The following is an 18,613-nucleotide window of genomic DNA, read 5'->3' as shown; positions in this document are numbered from 1 at the left end:
GATCTGGACACGCCACAGGCTTTTGCCGTCAGGGTAGAGCTCGGCGAGGCGGGCCCGTTCCGGGTCGGTGATCCCGATGGCGGCCAGGGCGGCGGGGCCGGCGGGGGTGCCGGTGCTACTGGCGCTGGCCGGGAGGCGGCCGGCATCGCTCCCGGCGCGGGCGCCGGAAGCGGTGCGGTGCCGTGTCCGGGTTGGTTGGGAGCGGGCGCACTGGAAGGGGAGGGGGCGGTGTGCTGCTGTGGTGCGGATTCAGCTGGACCATTGGTCACCGCCGGCTCGGGCCGGCGATCAACTTTTGGGCCAGAACCACCCGCCGGTGCGGACCCTCCCGCTGCGATGGCCAACTCAACGTTTACGCCGAGTACCTTGTTGATGCTCTGCCCCAGGATCGCGACATTTTCCTGCCGCGCGGTGAACGCGGTCAGCGCGCCGCTGTGCGCGAAGCTGACCGTCAACGTGCGGCCGTCAAACCCGGTCACCGAGGCGTTCGGAGCCACCATCATCCAGACGAACTTCTTGTTGCTCTTCAGTTCTTCCAGAATGTCGGGCCATGCCCGGCGGAACATCTCAACCGATCCCTTACCGCCGGAGTGCGCGGCCGGAGCCTGGCCCTGTTGAGGTGCCTGGCCTTGCTGCTGCTGCTGGGGGACAGGCTGCTGCGGCGGCTGTTGCTGCCGTTGTTGCGGTGCCTGATTCTGTTGCGGCGCGTCGGTTCGCTGCACCTGTTGGGGCTGGGCGGGTGCAGGCTGTTGCTGTTGCTGTTGCTGTTGCTGTTGCTGTTGCTGCTGCGCTGCGCGCTGCTCGGCGACGGCACGTTCCTGCGCTGCACGTTCCTGTGCGGCACGCTGTTCGGCTGCCGCCTTTTCCTGTGCCTCGCGTTGGGCAGCTGCCTGCTCGGCGGCGGCGCGCTCCTTGGCGGCCTGCTCTTCCTTGACCTTCTTCGCGAAGTCGGCCATGGCCTGGTTCTGCTGGATTGGTGCGGGCTCCGGCGCCGGTGCCGGGGCTGCGGGCTCGCCCTCGGCGGCACGATCGGGCAGGATGCTGAACGGAGGGACGTTTGCCGGGGGTTGCACCGGGGTGCCCTGTGCGGGCGACACCGGCTCGGTGACTGGGTTGATGGGGCCGTCGGGAACGGGTCCCCAGGTGCCGCCCCAATCGGCGGAGTGCCCGGTTGATTCCTCCGCTGAGGGGGTTTCCTCGGCCGGGGCATCCGCTGCGGAAGCCGCAGCGGTGTCAGGTTCGGCCGAGACCGCTTCCGGTGCAAGCTCGGAGGCCGGCCGGGCCATCGGTTCCTGGGCCACCGAAGTGGTCGGGACGGCTTCGGACGCGGACAGCGCCTCGGGTGCGCCGCCTTCCTTCTGGGCCCGGGCGGCACGCAGGGCCTCGCGCACCGCTGCGGCACCTTGGCCAGCGTTTTCGCCCTCGAACCCGGCGGCGCCCGAAGCTCCTGCCGAGCCGCCGGAGTGTGCGAATCCGCCGTCGCCGGAAGGCGCAGGGGGAAGATCGTCGCCGGCGTAGGCCAGGCGGCGCTCGACCCGGTCCATGCGCGCATTGAAACCGCGTTCGGTGGCATCGGAGGCCGGAAGCAGCAGGCGGGCGCAGAGCAGCTCGAGGTGCAGGCGCGGCGAGGTCGCGCCGGTCATCTCGGTCAACCCGGCGTTGGTGACGTCTGCCCAGCGGCTGAGCTCGGCCTGGCCGAGTCCCGCGGCCTGGGCATGCATGCGCTGCAGCTGGTCCTCGGGCAGGCCGCGAATGATCTGGGAAGCATTCTCGGGAACCGCGCGCACGATGATCAGGTCGCGGAAGCGCTCAAGCAGATCCTCGACGAACCTTCGCGGGTCGTGCCCGGTCTGCACCACGCGGTCGACCGCTGCAAACACTGTCGCAGCGTCGCCGGCGCCCAGGGCGTCAACCACGTCGTCAAGCAGAGAGGCATGGGTGTAGCCGAGCAGGGAGACTGCAAGTTCGTAGTCCAGGCCGTTGGGCCCGGCACCTGCGATCAGCTGGTCCAGCACGGACAGCGAGTCGCGGACCGAACCTCCGCCGGCGCGGATGACCAGGGACAGCACGCCGGGGGCCACGGTGACGCCCTCGGCGGTGCACAGGTACTCGAGGTACTTGATCAGCGGCTCGGGCGGCACCAGCCGGAACGGGTAGTGGTGGGTGCGCGAGCGGATCGTGCCGATGACCTTGTCGGGCTCGGTCGTCGCGAAGATGAACTTGATGTGCTCCGGCGGCTCTTCGACGATCTTGAGCAGCGCGTTGAAGCCAGCCGAGGTGACCATGTGGGCCTCATCGATGATGAAGATCTTGTAGCGGTCACGCACCGGGGCGAAGGTCGCGCGTTCGCGCAGGTCGCGGGCGTCATCGACGCCACCGTGGGACGCCGCGTCAATCTCGATCACGTCAAGGGAACCCGGGCCGCCACTGGCCAGCTCGATGCAGCTGGGGCAAGTGCCGCACGGGGTCGGCGTTGGACCCTGGGCACAATTCAGGCAGCGGGCTAGGATGCGGGCGGACGTGGTCTTGCCACAGCCGCGCGGACCCGAGAATAGGTAGGCATGGTTGACCCGGTTTTTTTCCAGGGCCGTCATCAGCGGCGTGGTGACATGTTCCTGCCCGATCACGTCCGCAAAATTATCTGGACGGTAGCGACGGTAAAGAGCTGTACTCACGAGGGCCACCCTATCGGTTTTCCGGTGCCGCGTGCATCCGGAACGGTTGTGAAGACCCACGGGTCGGTGGGCAGCAATGTTGGTTCAAAGGCAGCCAGGGCCGCATCGAGCGAGGTCGTCGGCAGTCCCAACGAGGCCAGGATCATGGTGCGGGCCCCATCGGCGTCGACGCCCGAGACAGCCAATTGGGCCAGCGTGACAGCGCCGTCCCGCTTGGCAAGGCGCTTGCCATCCGAGTTCAGTGCCAGCGGGACGTGGACGTAGCTCGGAACGCCATAGCCGAGCAATTGTGCAAGGTACGCCTGCCGCGGGGCGGAGGAAAGCAGATCGTCGCCACGGACCACCTGGTCGATGCCCTGGACGCCGTCGTCGATGACCACGGCCAGGTTGTACGCCGGGACTCCGTCGTTGCGCAACACCACGAAATCATCGACGACCCCGGTGTACGAACCGTGCAACTCGTCGCTGACGGTGAATGAGTCCACATCGGTGCGGAGCCGCAACGCAGCGGGACGCAGCCCGCGCTGCGCTGCCCGTTCGGCCTCGGTGAGGTCCCGGCAGGTCCCCGGGTAGGTCCCGGGGGCGGCATGCGGGGCGCTGGCGGCCTCGGCGATGTCGCGCCGGGTGCAGAAGCATTCATAGACCAGGTCGCGGGCCCGAAGTTCGTCAAGGGCGGCGGCATACAGTCCGGCTCGCTCGCTTTGCCTCACAACGGCTCCATCCCATGAGAGCCCGACTGCGGCGAGGTCGGCAAGTTGGGTGGCTTCGGATCCGGCACGTGCGCGATCGAGGTCCTCCACGCGCATGAGGAATTTCCGTTCGGTGGACCGGGCAAAGAGCCAAGCCAGGATTGCCGTGCGCAGATTGCCCAGATGCAGGTCCCCCGAGGGGCTGGGGGCGAACCTACCGGCACCCATGGACTACTCCCTTTCGACTCCCGGATTCGAGGTGAATGGGTCAACGATCCCCGGGCAAATAGTAAAGGCCCCTCATGCACCTGCCAGAGCCCATCTACCCTTGCTACCTTCCGGTCCTGGGGGAGTTCAACAGGATGACACCACATGAGGGGCCGACAAGTAGTCTACCCGAGGTAGGGCCTTGGCCCGAAATCCGCACCCTTTGGTCCGCCCGCCAAGCCCGATCACGGCTCCGGCGAGTTGTCGGGAAACCCCGGGACGCCTTCGGACTCGTCCCAGCCCAGCAACCTCTTTGTCTGCGCGTCGATCGTGGTTCCTGGCAGCATCAACTGGACCGGTGGGGGCTCGGGTCCCAGCGGGCGTGGGTAAAGCAGTCCGTCGGGCAGTTCCAGCTGGGTCACCCCGTGCGGAGTGCGCCATTGCAGCGATCCGTTGCCCAGGTAGACCGCCTGCCAGCCCAGCACGTGCTTGTAGATCTGGTGCCTCTTGCACAATAGCTGCGCGTTCTGCACCGACGTCTCCCCGCCGGAGGCCCAGTCGTCGATGTGGTCGAACTCGGACAGTTCCGGTGCCCGCCGGCAGCCGGGAAAGCGGCAATGCTCGTCCCGCACCCGCAGGAAATCACGCAATGCCTTCGATGGCTTGTAGCGCTTGCGGCCCAGATCCAGGATCGAACCTGTCCATGGATCGGTGAGGATGGGCTTCAGGGAGGGAGCCCTGGCGGCAAGCCGCAACGCAACTCCCAAGGGAATCGGGCCGTACCCCTCAAGATTGGCGATTCCGCGTTCCGGGTTGGTCAGCAGTTCCAGCGCGGGAATCGTCAGCCCCACAAAGAGCGAGGGTTTCCTCTTGATTTGCCCCGGCCAGCCGTCGATCAACGAATCCCGAAATACATCGGCCCGCAGCTGGCCCAAGGGCCGCTCCTGTTCGCTGGATAGCAGCAGGTTGGCGTGGGTGGAGACGGTGTTGTAGATCGACAGCACGTCCTCGGCCGGCAAATAGGCCTGCAACACCGCCATCCCGTCTTCTTCGGGCCACCACATAAGCGAGCGCCCCATTTCGGCCCGCGTGCGGCGGTCCGCGGTCGGCTGAGGGTGAAGCCGCTCCCGTGCCCGCTTGATGCGCAAGGCCATCGCGGCGTCGGAGGCCGTGGTCGCCGTGGGCAGCAGGCTCGCTTCGATTTGTTGGGCAGCTGCCCGCGGGATGCCGCGCGTCTGTTTGACGAGTGCGGCCGCTGTGCGCGAGGTGATGGTGCCGGTGTACAAGGCGAAGAGGGATTGCTCGTGCACGTACCGCAGACCCTCGGCCGTGGCCAGGCGGTTGAAGGCCGAACGCTCGGAGGTTCGCATGACCATGGCGGCCTCGGCAACAAACGAGGACCGGTTCAGGTCCTGGTCTACCCGGGAGAGTGGAAAGCCGTGCTCTTCGATCTCGCGCTTGTAGTCAAATAGCGTGGGGTTTTCCTCCGAAAGAGGGGTGGGCATTCCGCGCTGCACCATCTCGCTGGTGTCTGCCAGCAGCGTGGATTCCAGCCCGTCGAGCATGGCCCGGATCCGGCCGAGCTCACGGAGCTGTTCGAGCCCCTGCGCAGGGGTCCCGGGGCACCGAGTGGATGTGAGCTTCGTAACGGCCCTGGTGAGGGGGTTTCGTTCCAGGAAACCTTCCACGCAGGCCGTCCAGGCGCCATCCAATCCGGCGTAATAGCGTGACCCGGGCGGTGGCACACCGCCGCACTCGGGCCCCATATTGCTTTGATGAGCCGCGAACTTTCCCATAATCCAGTACATCCCGGACACGTCATGTCCGGCCGGCGCCTCCGGACGTCTGTGGACCAGGGGCATCCATGGCCCCGAGGTGTGCGGGAAAGTGTGCCACGCCAAGGAGTGGCCAAATGAATCCGGTCTTCATGCATCGATTAGTTGTCGCTGAAAATGTCCGCTATGCTGAAACCTGCTCTTTGGAGCAAGCTGGAGGATTCGCCTAGCGGCCTATGGCGCACGCCTGGAACGCGTGTTGGGTTCACGCCCTCAGGGGTTCAAATCCCCTATCCTCCGCGGATACGGAATCGGTCTTGACTTGAGAAATCATGTCAAGGCCGATTTCGTTTAAGTCGCACCTTACGGCCCGGAAATCGTTAGACTAACGATCAGGGCCTTGGCGAGCCACCGGATTCGCCGATTGAACTTAGTTGAAGAGGTGATTGTGGTGACCAAACCCCGTACCGCAGTGGTCGTGGAAGATGACGCCGACATTCGGGGTTTGCTCGAAGTCGTCCTGCAGCAATCGGGATTTGACGTGCACTCCACTGATTCCGGCGTTTCGGGTGTCGAAATGGTTGGTTTCCACGATCCGGATCTGGTGACCTTGGACATTGGGTTGCCTGACATTGACGGATTTGAGACTGCCCGGCGGATCCGAACGATCTCCGATGCGCACATCCTCATGCTGACGGCGAGGGCCGATGAGATTGACACGGTATTGGGTCTGGAATCCGGTGCCGACGAATATGTCACCAAGCCATTTCGCCCGCGCGAGCTTCGTGCCAGGGTCGATGCGATCATGCGTCGGCGCACCAACCACCATGGGACCCAACAAAATACGGTGCCGCTCGAAAGCCCGTCAGGAGACGAGGTCGAGGCCCCGGGCGACGCTGACCATGTGCGCACGCTCAACGGGCTGGTGATGAACGTTGCCACATATTCGGTCCACGTTGACGGGGAAATCGTGAACGTCACTCCGACCGAGTTCACCCTGCTCGATTTGCTCTTGGGCGCCAGGGGACACATTCGCACCAAATCCGACTTGGTCAGGCGGCTGCGCAATGAGGACTCGGACGCCGGGACGTTCGTCGCCGCGGCGGATGAACGGTCGGTGGAAGTGCATGTGGGAAACCTCCGGCGCAAGCTGGGAGACTCCGTCCAGGAGCCGCGGTGGATCGAAACCGTGCGCGGCGTAGGGTATCGATCAGTGAATAGGCACTAGGCCGACTGTCGGTATGTACCCAGGGCATGCTCGACGAAGCCGGGTTCGGTCAACACCGCCAGGATTGCGTTTCCGGCGCGCTCAATGCGGCCAATGAGCTCGCCTTGCACGGCCTCGTGGTCATCCCGGAAAGCCTCGTGCAGCTGGACTGCCAGCGTGGCCAGGTCGTGGGCGCCTGCCATGGTCGCCGCCGATTTCAGGGAGAGCGCGGCATCCTCGCCGGCGGCGCGGTCATTTGACGCGAGGGCCCTGCGGAGTCGGGCGATGCGCGTGGGCCATAGGAAGCTGAACTGGGCGATGAATTCGTTCACGGACTGCGGGCCGACTTCAGAGCACAGTTTTCCCAGGGTCTGCGCGCACACTGCGGCGTCCGGGGAAATCGGCTGCAACTCCATGTCACCCATCATGACGCGTGAAGCTCACGATCCGACCCCAAAATGACTCAAGGCAACCTCAAGGAATGCCCCAGAAATCTTGAGGATACTGTGCGTCAATATTGTTTTCGATTGGATGGAAAATTGATGTTGACAAGGAATAGTCTTCGGTATCCGAAGGTTGGGTCCACCCGTTTCCGCCGACGAAGGGGAAGGTGGCGAACCTCCGGATACCAGTACAGGGTTCTTCACTCGCTTCATGGGGGCGTGAGTGGACATGACGAACCACGCAAAGTGTGAGTTTCCGGTGCACCTGGAACTCACACTTTGCCGTTAACGCACGGATCAGTGTCGCGAGTCCGGGTGCACGGTCGGGAACCCAAGCGACTGGGTGGGCGATTCCGAGCTCCTGCCGGCATCCTTGCGAGGCAGGATGACGGTCATCGTTGTGCCCTTGCCCGGTTCGCTCTCCGCCGTGATCCGCCCACCGTGGGCCTCGACCAGCTCGTGGCTGATCGCAAGCCCAAGTCCGACACCCGGAAGCCCGGAGCGACGGGCTTCGTCGGAGCGGAAGAACCGGGTGAAAAGGCTCTTCAGGTCCTCGGCGGACATGCCGTGTCCGGTGTCGGCCACCCGCAGCGAGATCTCCTTGCTAGTGCAGCTCATGGCCACGGTGACCGAACCTCCTGCCCCGGAGTACTTGATGGCGTTGGAGACGAGGTTGTCCATCACCTGCCCCAGGCGAAGCGAATCGCCCAGCACGAGTTCGTGGCACAGGTTTCCCTCGATCAGTTCGATGCCTGCCGTTGCGGCGCGAGGGCGGAAGGATTCGAGTTGGCCGTGGACCACGGCGCCCAGGTCCATCGCGGCGATAGTGACTTGGTGCTGGCCGGCCGCCGCGGTGAGCAGGTCGTTGACCATGTGCAGCATCCGCTCGGAATTTCGCGAAAGTACATCCACCGATTGACGCTGGTCATCACTGAGCCCCGGGCCGTCCTCGAGCAATTCCAGGTATCCCAGGATCGAGGTCAGCGGGGTGCGCAGTTCGTGGCTGACGTTGGCCAGGAATCGGCCCTGGGTCTTTGAAGCCTCGATGACCGGGGTGATGTTCTTGAACATGGTCACAGCCCCGTCGTACTCGCCGCGTTCGTTAAAGAAGGACCGGGCCGAGGTCGACAGGTACATCGGGTCCTCGAGAGGGCCCAGCGCAAAGATCTCGTCGGTGAATTCCTCCTGGCGGATGGAGCGGATGACCGGCCGGTCCTCGGGTTCCAAAAGTTCCGGAACCGGCTCGTAGGCGCCTGAAACGGCACGGATCAGAAGCTGGGACTCATCGGGGTCGGGATTCCCCGGAGGGGTGGCGTGCCGATGCTGAAAGCGTTGGACGTCATTCATGAACAGGTCGTGGCCGTCGCGGTCCACCACCACGACGCCAACGTTCGCCGCGTTGAGCACGGCATTGAGTAGGCGGGTTTGGCGCCGGCTCGTGGCCAGGGTGAAGCGCAGTTGCCGCTCCGCCAGCGCGGAGTTGTGCTCGACAATGACGACGGTGGTGGCCAGGGCGAGAATGGTCAGCGGGATCAACAGCGGATTGGCCACGACCTCCGTTGTGAAGGGAATGTCGTGATGCCACAATTGCAGCCAGGTCGCTGCCAGCGGGACCACGAACGAGAGCACGAGCGTTAGGCGCGGGACAAATCCCGACCAGGCAAACCAGAAGATCGGGAAGGCAATCAGCAGGCTCACCCCCCGGAGCCAGGGGTAGCCGCCAGTTGCCATCAGGGTGGCCGAGATGAGTCCAAGGGCCGGAATGGCCAGATACGTCTGCTCGGGTCCGATGGACTTCCACGGGATGGTCCACGCCAAGACGCTGTTGAGCAGTGTCAGCAGCACACCCGCAACAAATAGCCGGTCTCCGAAGATTTCCGCTGGGGATGTGAGGAGCGCCAACAGGCAGGAAGTGACCGCTGCAATGAGCATGGGCACTTGCGACCACCCGACCTTGCGGCGCAAGGGCAGCTGGGAAAATGGCACGCCCTTGGTGATGATCCGGGGGATTAACGACGACAACCAACTGCCCGCATGGCGCTGGTCATCGGTTCGTGCGGCGCTCATGGACACCAGCTTAGTGACTGATCGCCTGATCAGCATCGATCTGACAACGGGGCGGGGTGAAAGATGTCCAACGGACCATCTTCACCCCGCCCCGTTGGCGGCCGCGTTACTTCACCAAGTTCGGGTAGTGCGCCTTGGCGGTTTGCGGGTGGGCGCGGAGCCAGCCCTTGAGGACGTTGGCGCCATAGGAAGCCAGCATGGGGTTATGCGGATCATCGGAGACGCCGCGGGCATCTGCAGCGAGCTTGGCCGGCAGCGGCACGGGGCTGATGACCGAGTCCAGGCGCGGCGAGTAGAAGAAGGGAACCGAGTAGCGGTCCACGCCGGCCTGGGGAGCGATGACGCGGTGGATGGTTGCCATCAGGTAGCCATTGGTCGCGACCTCGAGCATTTCGCCGATGTTGACCACCAAGGCGCCCTCGATCGGCTCCACGGAGATCCATTCGTCCTGGCCATAGGGCTGGACTTCCAGGCCGCCGACAGCATCCTGCAGAAGCAGGGTGATGAAACCGTAGTCGGCGTGCGCGCCGACGCCTTGGGTGCCCGCTTCGGGGACGATGTCGCCGCTGACGTAGTGCACCAGCTTGCCCATCCATGCAGGGCTTTGGGCGAAAGGCTCGTCGAAGTATTCTTCCGGCATGCCCAGTCCCACGGCCAAGGCCGAGAGCAGCTCGGCGCCCACCTTGTTCATCAGCTGTGCCCAGTCCATGGCTGCCGCTTCCAGCGGCGGGAACTCCGCCGGCCACTGGTTCGGCCCCTGCAGGTTCAGGTAGGGCGCATCGGCCGGAACGTCGGAAAGGACCTCGCGTTCGGGTCCATAGTCGATTTGTTCGCGCGAGTCTGCGCGACCGCGGGTGATTTCGGCACCGAGCCGGGTGTAGCCGCGGAACTGTGCCGAGGTGCGGTTGTCCAGTTCCAGCTTCTGCTCGACGGGCAAGGCGAAGAACTCGGCCAGGGTCGTGAGTAGGTTCTGCGCCGTGCCCGGGCCGGCGCCAAAGCCGGTGATCTGGAAGAAGCCCACGCGGTGGGCTGCGTCGCGCAATGAAGTAATGAAGTCTTCATCAAAAGTGCCATCGGCACGACGTGCGGTAGACATGTCTAGGACCGGAACGGTGGTGAGAACTGTACTCATGGTTCAAGAATGCACCCCGGTGACCGGTTTGTGACAGCGAAAGTTACGTCACGTTCCGTACTGTGAATCCATGCGTCGTACCCCTTGACGCGGGCCGCGAGGTCACGTAGTCGAAGCGCGACTCGCACAAAAATCGGTCAATCGCCCCAATCGGTGCTCGAAGTTTCCTAAGCTGGTCAAGTGATCTTCAAATCTGTCGGCGATTCGCGCCCATATCCGGAACACGGCTACGTGACCCCGAAGGACTGGGCCTCCGTCGCGCCCATGCAGGTGCGACTGGATGAGCTGGTGACCACCAAGAGCACCCTGGACCTTGCCGCGCTGCTCGCCGAGGACTCCACGTTCTTCGGTGACTTGTTCCCGCATGTCGTGCAATGGAAGGGTACCCGCTACCTGGAAGACGGGTTGCACCGTGCTGTCCGCACGGCCCTGCACCAGCGTTCGATCCTGCACGCCCGCGTGCTGGTGCTGGAAGACTAGGAGACAGATTGGCACGCAACAGGGATCCCAAGGATTGGCACGGCCACCACATCATCTCCGAAGACGAGTTGGCGAGCCCCGAGTTCACCACGGAAGACCGGATCAAGCGCCGACGAAAAATCCGCCACGGCATCATCCTGACGTTTGTGGTCCTGATGCTGGCCGCAGCCCTGGTGCTGGCCTACCTGGTCAATACCCGCACCCTCATCATCGATGCGCTCGAACCCAAACCGGGTGTCGAGGCTCCCGTTGCGGCGAATGAAGCATGCCCCACCAAGCAATTCAGCTATGTCGACCCGCGCAAGATGACGGTGAACGTCCTGAATGCCACCCAGATCCACGGTCTGGCGGGGGCCACCGCGACCAAACTGAAGAAGCACGGATTCAAGGTGGGGGACGTGGGCAACGCGAACCTGTCCAACGTCCAGGTGGTCGGGGCGGTGACTTCCGGGCCCGATGGTTACGCCCAGGCCATGACCGTGCAGCGGCACATCAAGGACCTGACCTATGTCTACGACGCAAAGCGTCCCGGGAAGACCGTGGACTTGGTCATCGGAACGAAGTTCAAGGACCTGGTCAAGGAGAAATCCGTCAACAAGAAGCCCGGCAAGCTCGGGTGCACCCCGCCGAAGCCGAAGGCCGCCGCAAAACCGTCGACGGTCCCGGACAAGCCGGAACCGTCGACGAACAACAAGGACAACTAGGGCTTAGTTGCAGCCTTCGGGGCCGCACGCTGCACCATCGGGTGACGGGGTTCCGAGCATCTGCAGGTTCTCGCCGCCGATTTCCTTCCAGACCTGGCTCAGCGCCTGCTCAAAGACCTCGGCGGGCTGGGCACCGGAAATCCCGTATTTGTTGTCAAAGACGAAGAACGGCACGCCGCTGACGCCCATCTCGCGGGCGCGGACTCCGTCGGCCCGCACCGAGTCGGCATACTTGTCGCCGGCGAGCACCTCGGCGGTTTCCGCCGGGTCAAGGCCTACGGTATCGGCGATGCCCTGCAGCGCTTCGTTGCTTCCGGTGTCCACGCCCTGCTCGAAGTGGGCCGACAGCAGCGCCTCCTTCATTTCATTGCCGAGGTCGCGTTCCTTGGCCAGGGCCAGCAACCGCAGTGCGGTAAACGAGTTGGCGACGTGAAGCGCATCGAAGTCGTACTTCAGCCCTTCGCCGGCGGCCTGGGTGGTGACATGCTCGAGCATTCCGGCCACCTGCTCGGTGGGCATTCCCTTTACCTGGGAAAGGTAGTCGATTTCGCTGCCCTCGTAGTGGTCGGGCAACGACGGGTCCAGCTGGAACGCATGCCACTTCACGTCGACCTTCTCGCCGAAAGGAAGGGCCGCCACGGCCGTTTCGAAGCGGCGCTTGCCAATGAAGCACCACGGGCAGGCAATGTCGGAAAAAATATCAACGCTCAAGCGGGTTTCAGTCATGTCTGGGGCAACAGCGTGCCCATGGTGCGTATTCCCCGCAACTCCGGGTGGTAGCCGAAATCACCTGGCCGTCGCGTCGGGAATGCTTCTTACATGGTTGGGCGATTGAGGCTTTCCTCCGATCCGTGTAGACACGCGTACGCTGGTCTGGACCTGATCGACAACAGGAGGCAGGACATGGCGAATTCAACGTCGGGCGAGTCCGTCATTCGACGCGTAGCCAAGATCCTTGGCGCCTTTGACGGGTCGCACACGGCATTGAGCGTTGCAGCCATGGCCCGCCGGGCGGACCTGCCCCAGACCACGACCTACCGGATGGTCGACGAGCTGATGCTTGAGGGCTTGCTGCAGCGGGATCCCGACGGGTTGATCCAGATCGGCAACCGTTTGTGGGCGCAGGTCTCGCGCAGCTCGCCCATGCTTGGATTGCGGGAAGCCGCCATGCCCTTCATGGAAGACGTGCAGGCCGTGGTTGGCCACCACACCGCGCTTGGCGTGCTCGAAGGCGACGAGGTGCTCTACATCGAACGCCTGGGCTCGAGGACCTCGACCATCAACATTGCCGAGGTTGCCAGGCGACTGCCATTGCACGGGGCGTCCTCTGGGATGGTCCTGTTGGCGCATGCCCCGGCGGAATTCCAGGAGCGCGTGCTCAGCCGCCGTCTGACCAAGTTCACCAGCCAGACCGTTGTCGACCCCGCAGTGCTGCGCCGCCAGCTGGCAGACATCAGGCAACAGGGATACGCGGTGCGTTCCGGGATCATCATTGCCCCCTCCAGCGGCATCGCCGTTCCGATCTTTGGTGCCGATGACAAGGTGGTTGCCACGCTCAGCGTCATCGTGCCCATCAACGAGGAGAACGCCGCTGCGCGGGTTCCGGTCCTGCGTGCGGCGGCACGCGGCATCTCGCGCGCCTTGGGTTGGCCGGGCCGGGAACCCGAGCATGTGCGGCAGAGCGTTCCCCGCGGCTAATTGCCATTCAATGGGAGTGCCCATTCTCCCCGTCGGTGATCGCTGTCACAGTCTTATTAGACGCAGATCACCGGACGGCCATCATCGCCGTCGTCCCACGGATTCAAAGTGACTGCGCACCAGGCAGAGCACTATGAAAGGCCCCCCTCATGCATTTCCTCAATGGCACCGCTGCCCCCAGCTACGACGTCGTTGTCGTCGGTTCGGGGGCCGGCGCACTGACAGCAGCGGCAACCGCAGCCCGACGCGGCAAGACCGTCCTGGTCCTGGAAAAGTCCGCGCTCCTCGGGGGCACTTCGGCCGTGTCCGGCGGCATGCTCTGGATCACCGAAAATCACCATGCGAAGGCGGCCGGGCTGCACGATTCGAAGGAAGCGGCCGCCGACTACGTGTGTGCGGTGGCCCGGGGACGCGGGCGCGAGGAATTGCTTGATGCGGCCCTGGGCCATGGCGACGAGATGCTCCGCTTCGCCGAGGACGAGCTGGGTGTGCGGTTCATCTTCCTGGATAATTTCCCCGACTACCGACAGGACCTGCCCGGCGCGGTCACCGGCGGCCGCACCGTCGAGCCCGAGCTCTTCAACCAGGCCGAGTCGCTCGGCGACCTCGCGGCATACGTGCGCACCGACGGTCGCCTGCCCTACACCATGGCCGAATACGAGGCCTGGGGTGCCTTCACCAACTTCCCGTGGGACGAACTGGCCGCCCGCCAGGCCTCGGGAGTCACCGCGAAAGGGCATGCCCTTGTCGCCATGTTGATCGCGGCCTGCCAGCGAAACGGGGTTGTGTTCGCCGTCGAAGCCCGCGGCCAGAGGCTGCTCACCCACGACGGACGCGTTACCGGCGTGGAACTCGAATCCGGCGAACAGCTCACCGCCAACGACGCGGTGGTGCTGGCCACCGGCGGCTTCGAATGGGACAAGGAACTTGCCGATTCGATGCTGGCCTCGCGTCTTTACACCATGTGCTCCCCGCCCTCGAACACCGGAGACGGGCTTAAAATGGCCCAGCGGGTGGGCAGCATGACGCGCGGCACCCGCGAGGCCTGGTGGGCGCCGATGTCCATCACCGGGACCATGCGTGACGGGGAACCGGTCGGTTCACTGCTGCGCTTCGAGCGACAAGGCCCGGGATCCATCATGGTCAACCGCCACGGCCAGCGCTTTGCCAACGAAGCCCAAAACTACAACGACCTTGCCCGCTGCCTGCAGTCCTGGGACTCGCCGCGCAACCAGACGTTGAACACCCCGGCCCACGTGGTCTTCGACCAGTCGTACCTGGAACGCTACGGAATCCTTGACCACCGGGCCGGGGCCCCCACCCCGGGCTACCTCAAGGAGGGAGCAACGCTCGCCGAACTGGCAGCCAAGATCGAGGTACCCATCGAAGCGCTAGAGGAAACGGTGCGCTACTTCAACGAGCACGCGATCCAGGGCAACGACCCGGCATTCGGTCGCGGCGAATCGGCCTACGATCGATACTGGGGCGACGGCGAGTGCCCGTGGCCGAACCCTTCGCTCGGGCCTCTGCAATTCGGCCCGTTCTACGCGATGGAGGTCGTCAACGGGGCCTTCGGCACCAACGGCGGCATCGCCACCGACGGCCGGGCACGCGTGCTCGACGTTGACGGCGCGCCCATCGAGGGGCTTTTTGCAGCCGGCAACGTCACCGAAAACGCCTACGCAGCCGGGTACCCGGGAGCCGGGGCCACGCTGGGTCCGATCATGACCATGGGCTACCTGGCCGGACAGACTCTCGGTCGCGAAATTGCCTCCGGGCATGACGCGGCACGCGTATTGATGGGGGCATAGGGCCATGATCAGGCACACCGTCCTCTTCAAGTTCAAGACCGATTTCCCGGAAACGGATCGCCAAGCCTGGATCCAGGGACTCGACGCCATGCGCGGCAACATCCCGGGCATGGAATCGTTGACGCACGGTGCCGACGTCATGGGGGCGGAACGCTCCTTCGACTACGCCATCGTCGCGGATTTCCACACCGTTGAGGACATCGGCGTCTACAACACCCACCCGTTGCACGAACCGCTGAAGCAGTACTCCTTCCCAAACAGCGAACAGATTCTCGCCGTCGACTTCCACCTGGAATCCTCGTCGACCGACACAGTTTCAAAGGGGTAACACCATGTCTGCACATCACCTAACAAAGACCCGGAATGCGTCCGCGAGCGAGCATGGATCCGGAACCGAGCCACGCAAGACCCCGGCCAAGGCCGCACTCGCCTCATTCCTGGGCAGCACCATGGAGTACTACGATTTCTTCATCTATGGAACCGCGGCGGCCTTGGTCTTCCCACATCTGTTCTTCCCCACCCAGAACCCGGCCATCGGACTGGTGGCCGCCTTTGCGACCTTCGGCGTCGCCTACGTCGCCCGCCCGCTCGGCGGCATCGTCATGGGGCACTTCGGCGACAAGCTGGGACGGAAGAACGTCCTGCTGGTCACCTTGATGATCATGGGCATATCCTCGCTGGGAATCGGCTTCCTTCCGACCTACCAGAGCGTTGGGATCTGGGCGCCGGTCCTGCTGACGCTCGGCCGGCTGCTGCAGGGATTCTCGGCGGGAGCCGAATCCGCCGGTGCCTCGACGCTGACCCTTGAGCATTCGCCCGAGGGCCGTCGCGGGTTCTTCACCAGCTTCGTGATGACCGGATATGCCGCGGGCATGGTGCTGGCAACATTGGTCTTCGTCCCGGTCACGGCGCTTCCCGAGGAAGCCCTGATGTCCTGGGGCTGGCGGGTCCCGTTCTGGGCCTCCGCGGTTGTCCTGGTCATCGCCTACTGGGTGCGGACCCATCTCGACGAGACCCCGGTATTTGCCGAGGTCCAGGACGAGGGCGAAATCAAGAAGGTGCCCCTGAAGCAGGCCCTCAAGTACCAGTCCGCCGATATCGGGCGCATCCTGGGGCTTTCGATCTTCATGGTGATGCAGACGATATTCACTGTCTTTGGGCTGTCCTACGCCACCAAGACCGCAGGGTTCGAACGGCCCGAGATCCTCACCGTCAACGCCGTCGTCATCGGGCTGTCCATGTTTGCGATGCCCGCGCTGGCTAAACTCTCGGACAAGGTCGGTCGCAAGCCGCTACTCATGGCCTCGATCCTCGGCGTCACGGTGTCGCTGTACTTCTACTTCCTGATGCTCTCCACCGGAAACATCTGGCTGGTCTTCCTGGCCTCCCTCATCAACGTCACGCTCTGCTACTCGGCGTTCAACGGCATCTGGCCGGCATTCTTTGCCGAACAGTTCGCTGCCCCGGTGCGCTACAGCGGCATGGCCATGGGCAACCAGCTGGGCCTGGTGGTGGCCGGATTCGGGCCGATGATCGGCGGCCTGCTCATGGGGGAGGGAATCCACGGCTGGGTCCCGGTGGCCCTCTTCGCGACGGCGTGCGCAGCGGTGGCCGCCGTTTGCCTCATCTTCACGCGGGAAACTGCGCACACCCCCATCGAGAAGCTGGGGGAACCGTACCTGCGCGGCATCGAGCGCGAGCGCTCCGCCCGCTGATAGGCAGCCTTTTCCAGGGGGTGGGGCAGGCACGATCTGCACCACCCCGGACCGGCCTGCACCAGAGACCACAATTGATTTGATTCGGGCCGCCCGCCCACCCCGTTGACTGCAACGGCGAACGCGGTGCGTCCCATGCGAGAAAAGAGTTACACCATGACCAAACCCATCGAGTGCGACGTTCTGGTCGTCGGTTCCGGAGTGGCAGGCATGGCCGCCGCGCTGAAGGCCGCGAGCCAGGGACTGAGCGTCATCGTCGTCGAGAAGGAACGCTACTTCGGCGGCACCACCGCCATCTCCGCCGGCTGGGCCTGGCTCCCGGGAAACAAGCAGGGCCTCGAGCAGGGCGACACCCGCGAGGAGGCCGAAACCTACCTGCGCAACCTCGCCCCGGACACCTACAACGAACGCGGCGTCGCCAACTTCCTGGACAACACCCTGGAGGCGGTCTCCTTCTTCGAGAACGAGACAGCGGTGAACTTCAGCTACCCCGAAAAGTCGCCCGACTACCAGATGGATTTGCCCGGTGCCAAGCTCTCGGGCCGCGCGATCCTGCCGGTGGATACCGATGCCCGGATCCTGGGTGACAAGCGCCTGGACATGCAGCCATACATGAGCTCCTACACGGTGTTCGGGTACATGCCGCAGGTCGGCCCGGACCTGCAGAAGTTCTTCACGGTCAACCAGTCCTTCGGCTCCTTTGCCTACGTGGCCCGCAAATTGCTGCGCACCTGGTTCGACGCGGCGCGCTACAAGCGCCCGGTGCTGCGCTCCAACGGCAACGCGCTGATGACGCTCATGGTCAAGAGCGCCGACGATCTGGGCGTCCGCCTGTTCAAGTCCACCCCCGTCGTGGCCCTGACCCGCGACGACGCCGGAACCATCACCGGGGCGACCCTCGGCGGGGAACACACAGGTACCGTCAATGCGCGGCTCGGCGTGATCCTGGCCGCCGGCGGCTTCTCCGGGAACAAGGAGCTGCGCCAGCAGTACTTCCCGCACGACGCCGCGGGCGACGACCACTTCACCCCGACCGTGGGGCACGGCGGCGACGCCGCGACCCTGGCGCTGGCCGCCGGTGGGCGCATCGACGATTCGGTTTTCAGCGTCGGATCGTGGGCACCGGTGACGGTCTTCAAGTACCGCAACGGAAAGCAGCGACTGTTCCCGCACCTGCGCGCCATCGGCCTGCCCGGACTGATTGCGGTTGACCGCCACGGCAAGCGCTTCGGCAACGAAGCGCTGAGCTACCACGACTTCGGCGGCACGATGATCGAGCACAATAAGGACGCCGAGAAGACCTTCGGCTACGTGATCGCCGATGCCAAGACCATGCACAAGTACGGGATCGGCTACGCCAAGCCGTGGCCGATGCCGCGCGGCTACTTCTACAAGACCGGGTACCTGGCCAAGGGCAACACCCTGGAGGAATTGGCGCAGAAGCTGGGCATCGACGCTGCCGGGTTGGCGCAGACCGTCGCCGAATTCAACCCGAACGCCGAGGCCGGGATCGACCCGGAATTCGGGCGCGGGTCAACCGAATACAACCACTTCCGCGGCGACATGAACCACAAGCCGAACCCGAACCTGGCCACCGTCGGGGACGGTCCGTACTATGCGGCCAAGATCCAGATGGGCGATCTGGGGACCTTTGCCGGCATCTCGGTCAACGAGGACAACGAGGTGGTGACCTCCGAGGGCACCGTGATCCCGGGCCTGCTCGCGGTGGGCGCGGCGGCGGTGTCGGTCTTTGGCGGCGGCTACCCCGGCTACGGATCCCATATCGGCCCGGCCCTGGTCTTCGGCTACCGCGCGGGCCGCGACATCGCCAAGCTGGCCGAGGCCCGCGGGGTGCAGCGGGCCGGAGAACCTGCCGCCCGTATCTAGTGTCCTGCGCCTGAAGTTCGCTTCAGAAGTCGGCCCAGTGACTCGAGGATCTGTTCGGCGGACTTCGTCCAGATGAACGGCCGCGGGTTTTCGTTCCAGGCCTTGACCCAGGCCCGGATGTCG

Annotated in this window: 15 protein-coding genes, 1 tRNA gene and 1 other RNA gene; 9 read left to right on the top strand and 8 right to left on the bottom strand. The window is 64.5% G+C overall.

All coding sequences use genetic code 11. The annotated features are described in order from the left end of the window. The 4 genes from ACLQ7E_RS12445 to ACLQ7E_RS12430 all read right to left on the bottom strand — a co-directional run. The coding region (locus tag ACLQ7E_RS12445) for a DNA polymerase III subunit gamma and tau (protein ID WP_411732892.1) at positions 1–2,675 on the bottom strand (2,675 nt) is incomplete at its 3' end. Continuing rightward, positions 2,672–3,592 carry a tRNA glutamyl-Q(34) synthetase GluQRS gene (gene gluQRS / locus ACLQ7E_RS12440; protein WP_411732891.1) on the bottom strand — a complete coding sequence of 307 codons (921 nt, stop codon included), beginning with the start codon at positions 3,590–3,592 and terminating at the stop codon, positions 2,672–2,674. The genes gluQRS and ACLQ7E_RS12445, both read right to left, overlap by 4 nt. Positions 3,593–3,652: 60 nt before the next feature. Further along, an RNA gene (ffs, locus tag ACLQ7E_RS12435) (signal recognition particle sRNA small type) lies at positions 3,653–3,749 on the bottom strand. 67 nt (positions 3,750–3,816) lie between these two features. Then, positions 3,817–5,136 (bottom strand): DUF222 domain-containing protein, encoded by a 1,320-nt coding sequence (locus ACLQ7E_RS12430; protein ID WP_411732890.1) that lies wholly within the window; start codon positions 5,134–5,136, stop codon positions 3,817–3,819. Between the two features lie 425 nt (positions 5,137–5,561). Here ACLQ7E_RS12430 and ACLQ7E_RS12425 point away from each other — a divergent pair. Together ACLQ7E_RS12425 and ACLQ7E_RS12420 are read left to right on the top strand one after the other, a co-directional pair. After that, positions 5,562–5,646, top strand: a tRNA-Ser gene (locus tag ACLQ7E_RS12425). A gap of 151 nt (positions 5,647–5,797) precedes the next feature. Then, positions 5,798–6,574, top strand: coding sequence for a response regulator transcription factor (locus tag ACLQ7E_RS12420; protein ID WP_411732889.1), 777 nt, complete (start codon positions 5,798–5,800; stop codon positions 6,572–6,574). On the opposite strand, the gene ACLQ7E_RS12415 is transcribed toward ACLQ7E_RS12420, so the two are convergent. The 3 genes from ACLQ7E_RS12415 to ACLQ7E_RS12405 all read right to left on the bottom strand — a co-directional run bounded on the left by ACLQ7E_RS12415 (position 6,571) and on the right by ACLQ7E_RS12405 (position 10,195). Continuing rightward, positions 6,571–6,969: an Hpt domain-containing protein gene (locus ACLQ7E_RS12415; RefSeq protein ID WP_411732888.1), complete on the bottom strand. Its 399-nt coding sequence runs from the start codon at positions 6,967–6,969 to the stop codon at positions 6,571–6,573. The genes ACLQ7E_RS12420 and ACLQ7E_RS12415 overlap by 4 nt on opposite strands. A gap of 324 nt (positions 6,970–7,293) precedes the next feature. After that, complete coding sequence (locus ACLQ7E_RS12410; RefSeq protein ID WP_411732887.1) at positions 7,294–9,063, bottom strand: sensor histidine kinase; 1,770 nt, start codon at positions 9,061–9,063, stop codon at positions 7,294–7,296. A gap of 106 nt (positions 9,064–9,169) precedes the next feature. After that, positions 9,170–10,195: an isopenicillin N synthase family dioxygenase gene (locus ACLQ7E_RS12405; protein WP_411732886.1), complete on the bottom strand. Its 1,026-nt coding sequence runs from the start codon at positions 10,193–10,195 to the stop codon at positions 9,170–9,172. A gap of 180 nt (positions 10,196–10,375) precedes the next feature. Between ACLQ7E_RS12405 and ACLQ7E_RS12400 the strand changes: the two genes are divergently transcribed. After that, the gene (locus ACLQ7E_RS12400) at positions 10,376–10,675 is read left to right on the top strand and encodes a type II toxin-antitoxin system VapB family antitoxin (RefSeq protein WP_217388812.1); all 300 of its coding nucleotides are present in this window, start codon (positions 10,376–10,378) and stop codon (positions 10,673–10,675) included. Between the two features lie 8 nt (positions 10,676–10,683). Next, positions 10,684–11,379: a LytR C-terminal domain-containing protein gene (locus ACLQ7E_RS12395; RefSeq protein WP_411732885.1), complete on the top strand. Its 696-nt coding sequence runs from the start codon at positions 10,684–10,686 to the stop codon at positions 11,377–11,379. Positions 11,380–11,382: 3 nt separating this feature from the next. Here ACLQ7E_RS12395 and ACLQ7E_RS12390 read toward each other — a convergent pair whose 3' ends face one another. Then, entirely contained in the window at positions 11,383–12,090 is a 708-nt protein-coding gene (locus ACLQ7E_RS12390; RefSeq protein ID WP_411732884.1) for a DsbA family protein, read from the bottom strand. Positions 12,091–12,282: 192 nt separating this feature from the next. Here ACLQ7E_RS12390 and ACLQ7E_RS12385 point away from each other — a divergent pair, with 192 nt between their 5' ends. The 5 genes from ACLQ7E_RS12385 to ACLQ7E_RS12365 all read left to right on the top strand — a co-directional run bounded on the left by ACLQ7E_RS12385 (position 12,283) and on the right by ACLQ7E_RS12365 (position 18,490). Next, a complete protein-coding gene (locus ACLQ7E_RS12385; protein ID WP_411732883.1) occupies positions 12,283–13,077 on the top strand; it encodes an IclR family transcriptional regulator in 795 nt (264 codons plus the stop codon). Positions 13,078–13,226: 149 nt separating this feature from the next. Then, entirely contained in the window at positions 13,227–14,888 is a 1,662-nt protein-coding gene (locus tag ACLQ7E_RS12380; RefSeq protein ID WP_411732882.1) for an FAD-dependent oxidoreductase, read from the top strand. A gap of 4 nt (positions 14,889–14,892) precedes the next feature. Further along, entirely contained in the window at positions 14,893–15,216 is a 324-nt protein-coding gene (locus ACLQ7E_RS12375) for a Dabb family protein (RefSeq protein ID WP_411732881.1), read from the top strand. 4 nt (positions 15,217–15,220) lie between these two features. After that, on the top strand, positions 15,221–16,603 hold the full coding sequence (locus ACLQ7E_RS12370; RefSeq protein ID WP_411732880.1) for an MFS transporter: 1,383 nt from the start codon (positions 15,221–15,223) through the stop codon (positions 16,601–16,603). Positions 16,604–16,759: 156 nt separating this feature from the next. Then, a complete protein-coding gene (locus ACLQ7E_RS12365) occupies positions 16,760–18,490 on the top strand; it encodes an FAD-dependent oxidoreductase (RefSeq protein WP_411732879.1) in 1,731 nt (576 codons plus the stop codon). The last annotated feature ends 123 nt before the right edge of the window (positions 18,491–18,613 follow it).

This window comes from Paeniglutamicibacter sp. (genome assembly GCF_046714615.1).
Lineage (GTDB): Bacteria > Actinomycetota > Actinomycetes > Actinomycetales > Micrococcaceae > Paeniglutamicibacter.
This window is presented reverse-complemented; position numbering and strand designations above follow the sequence as displayed.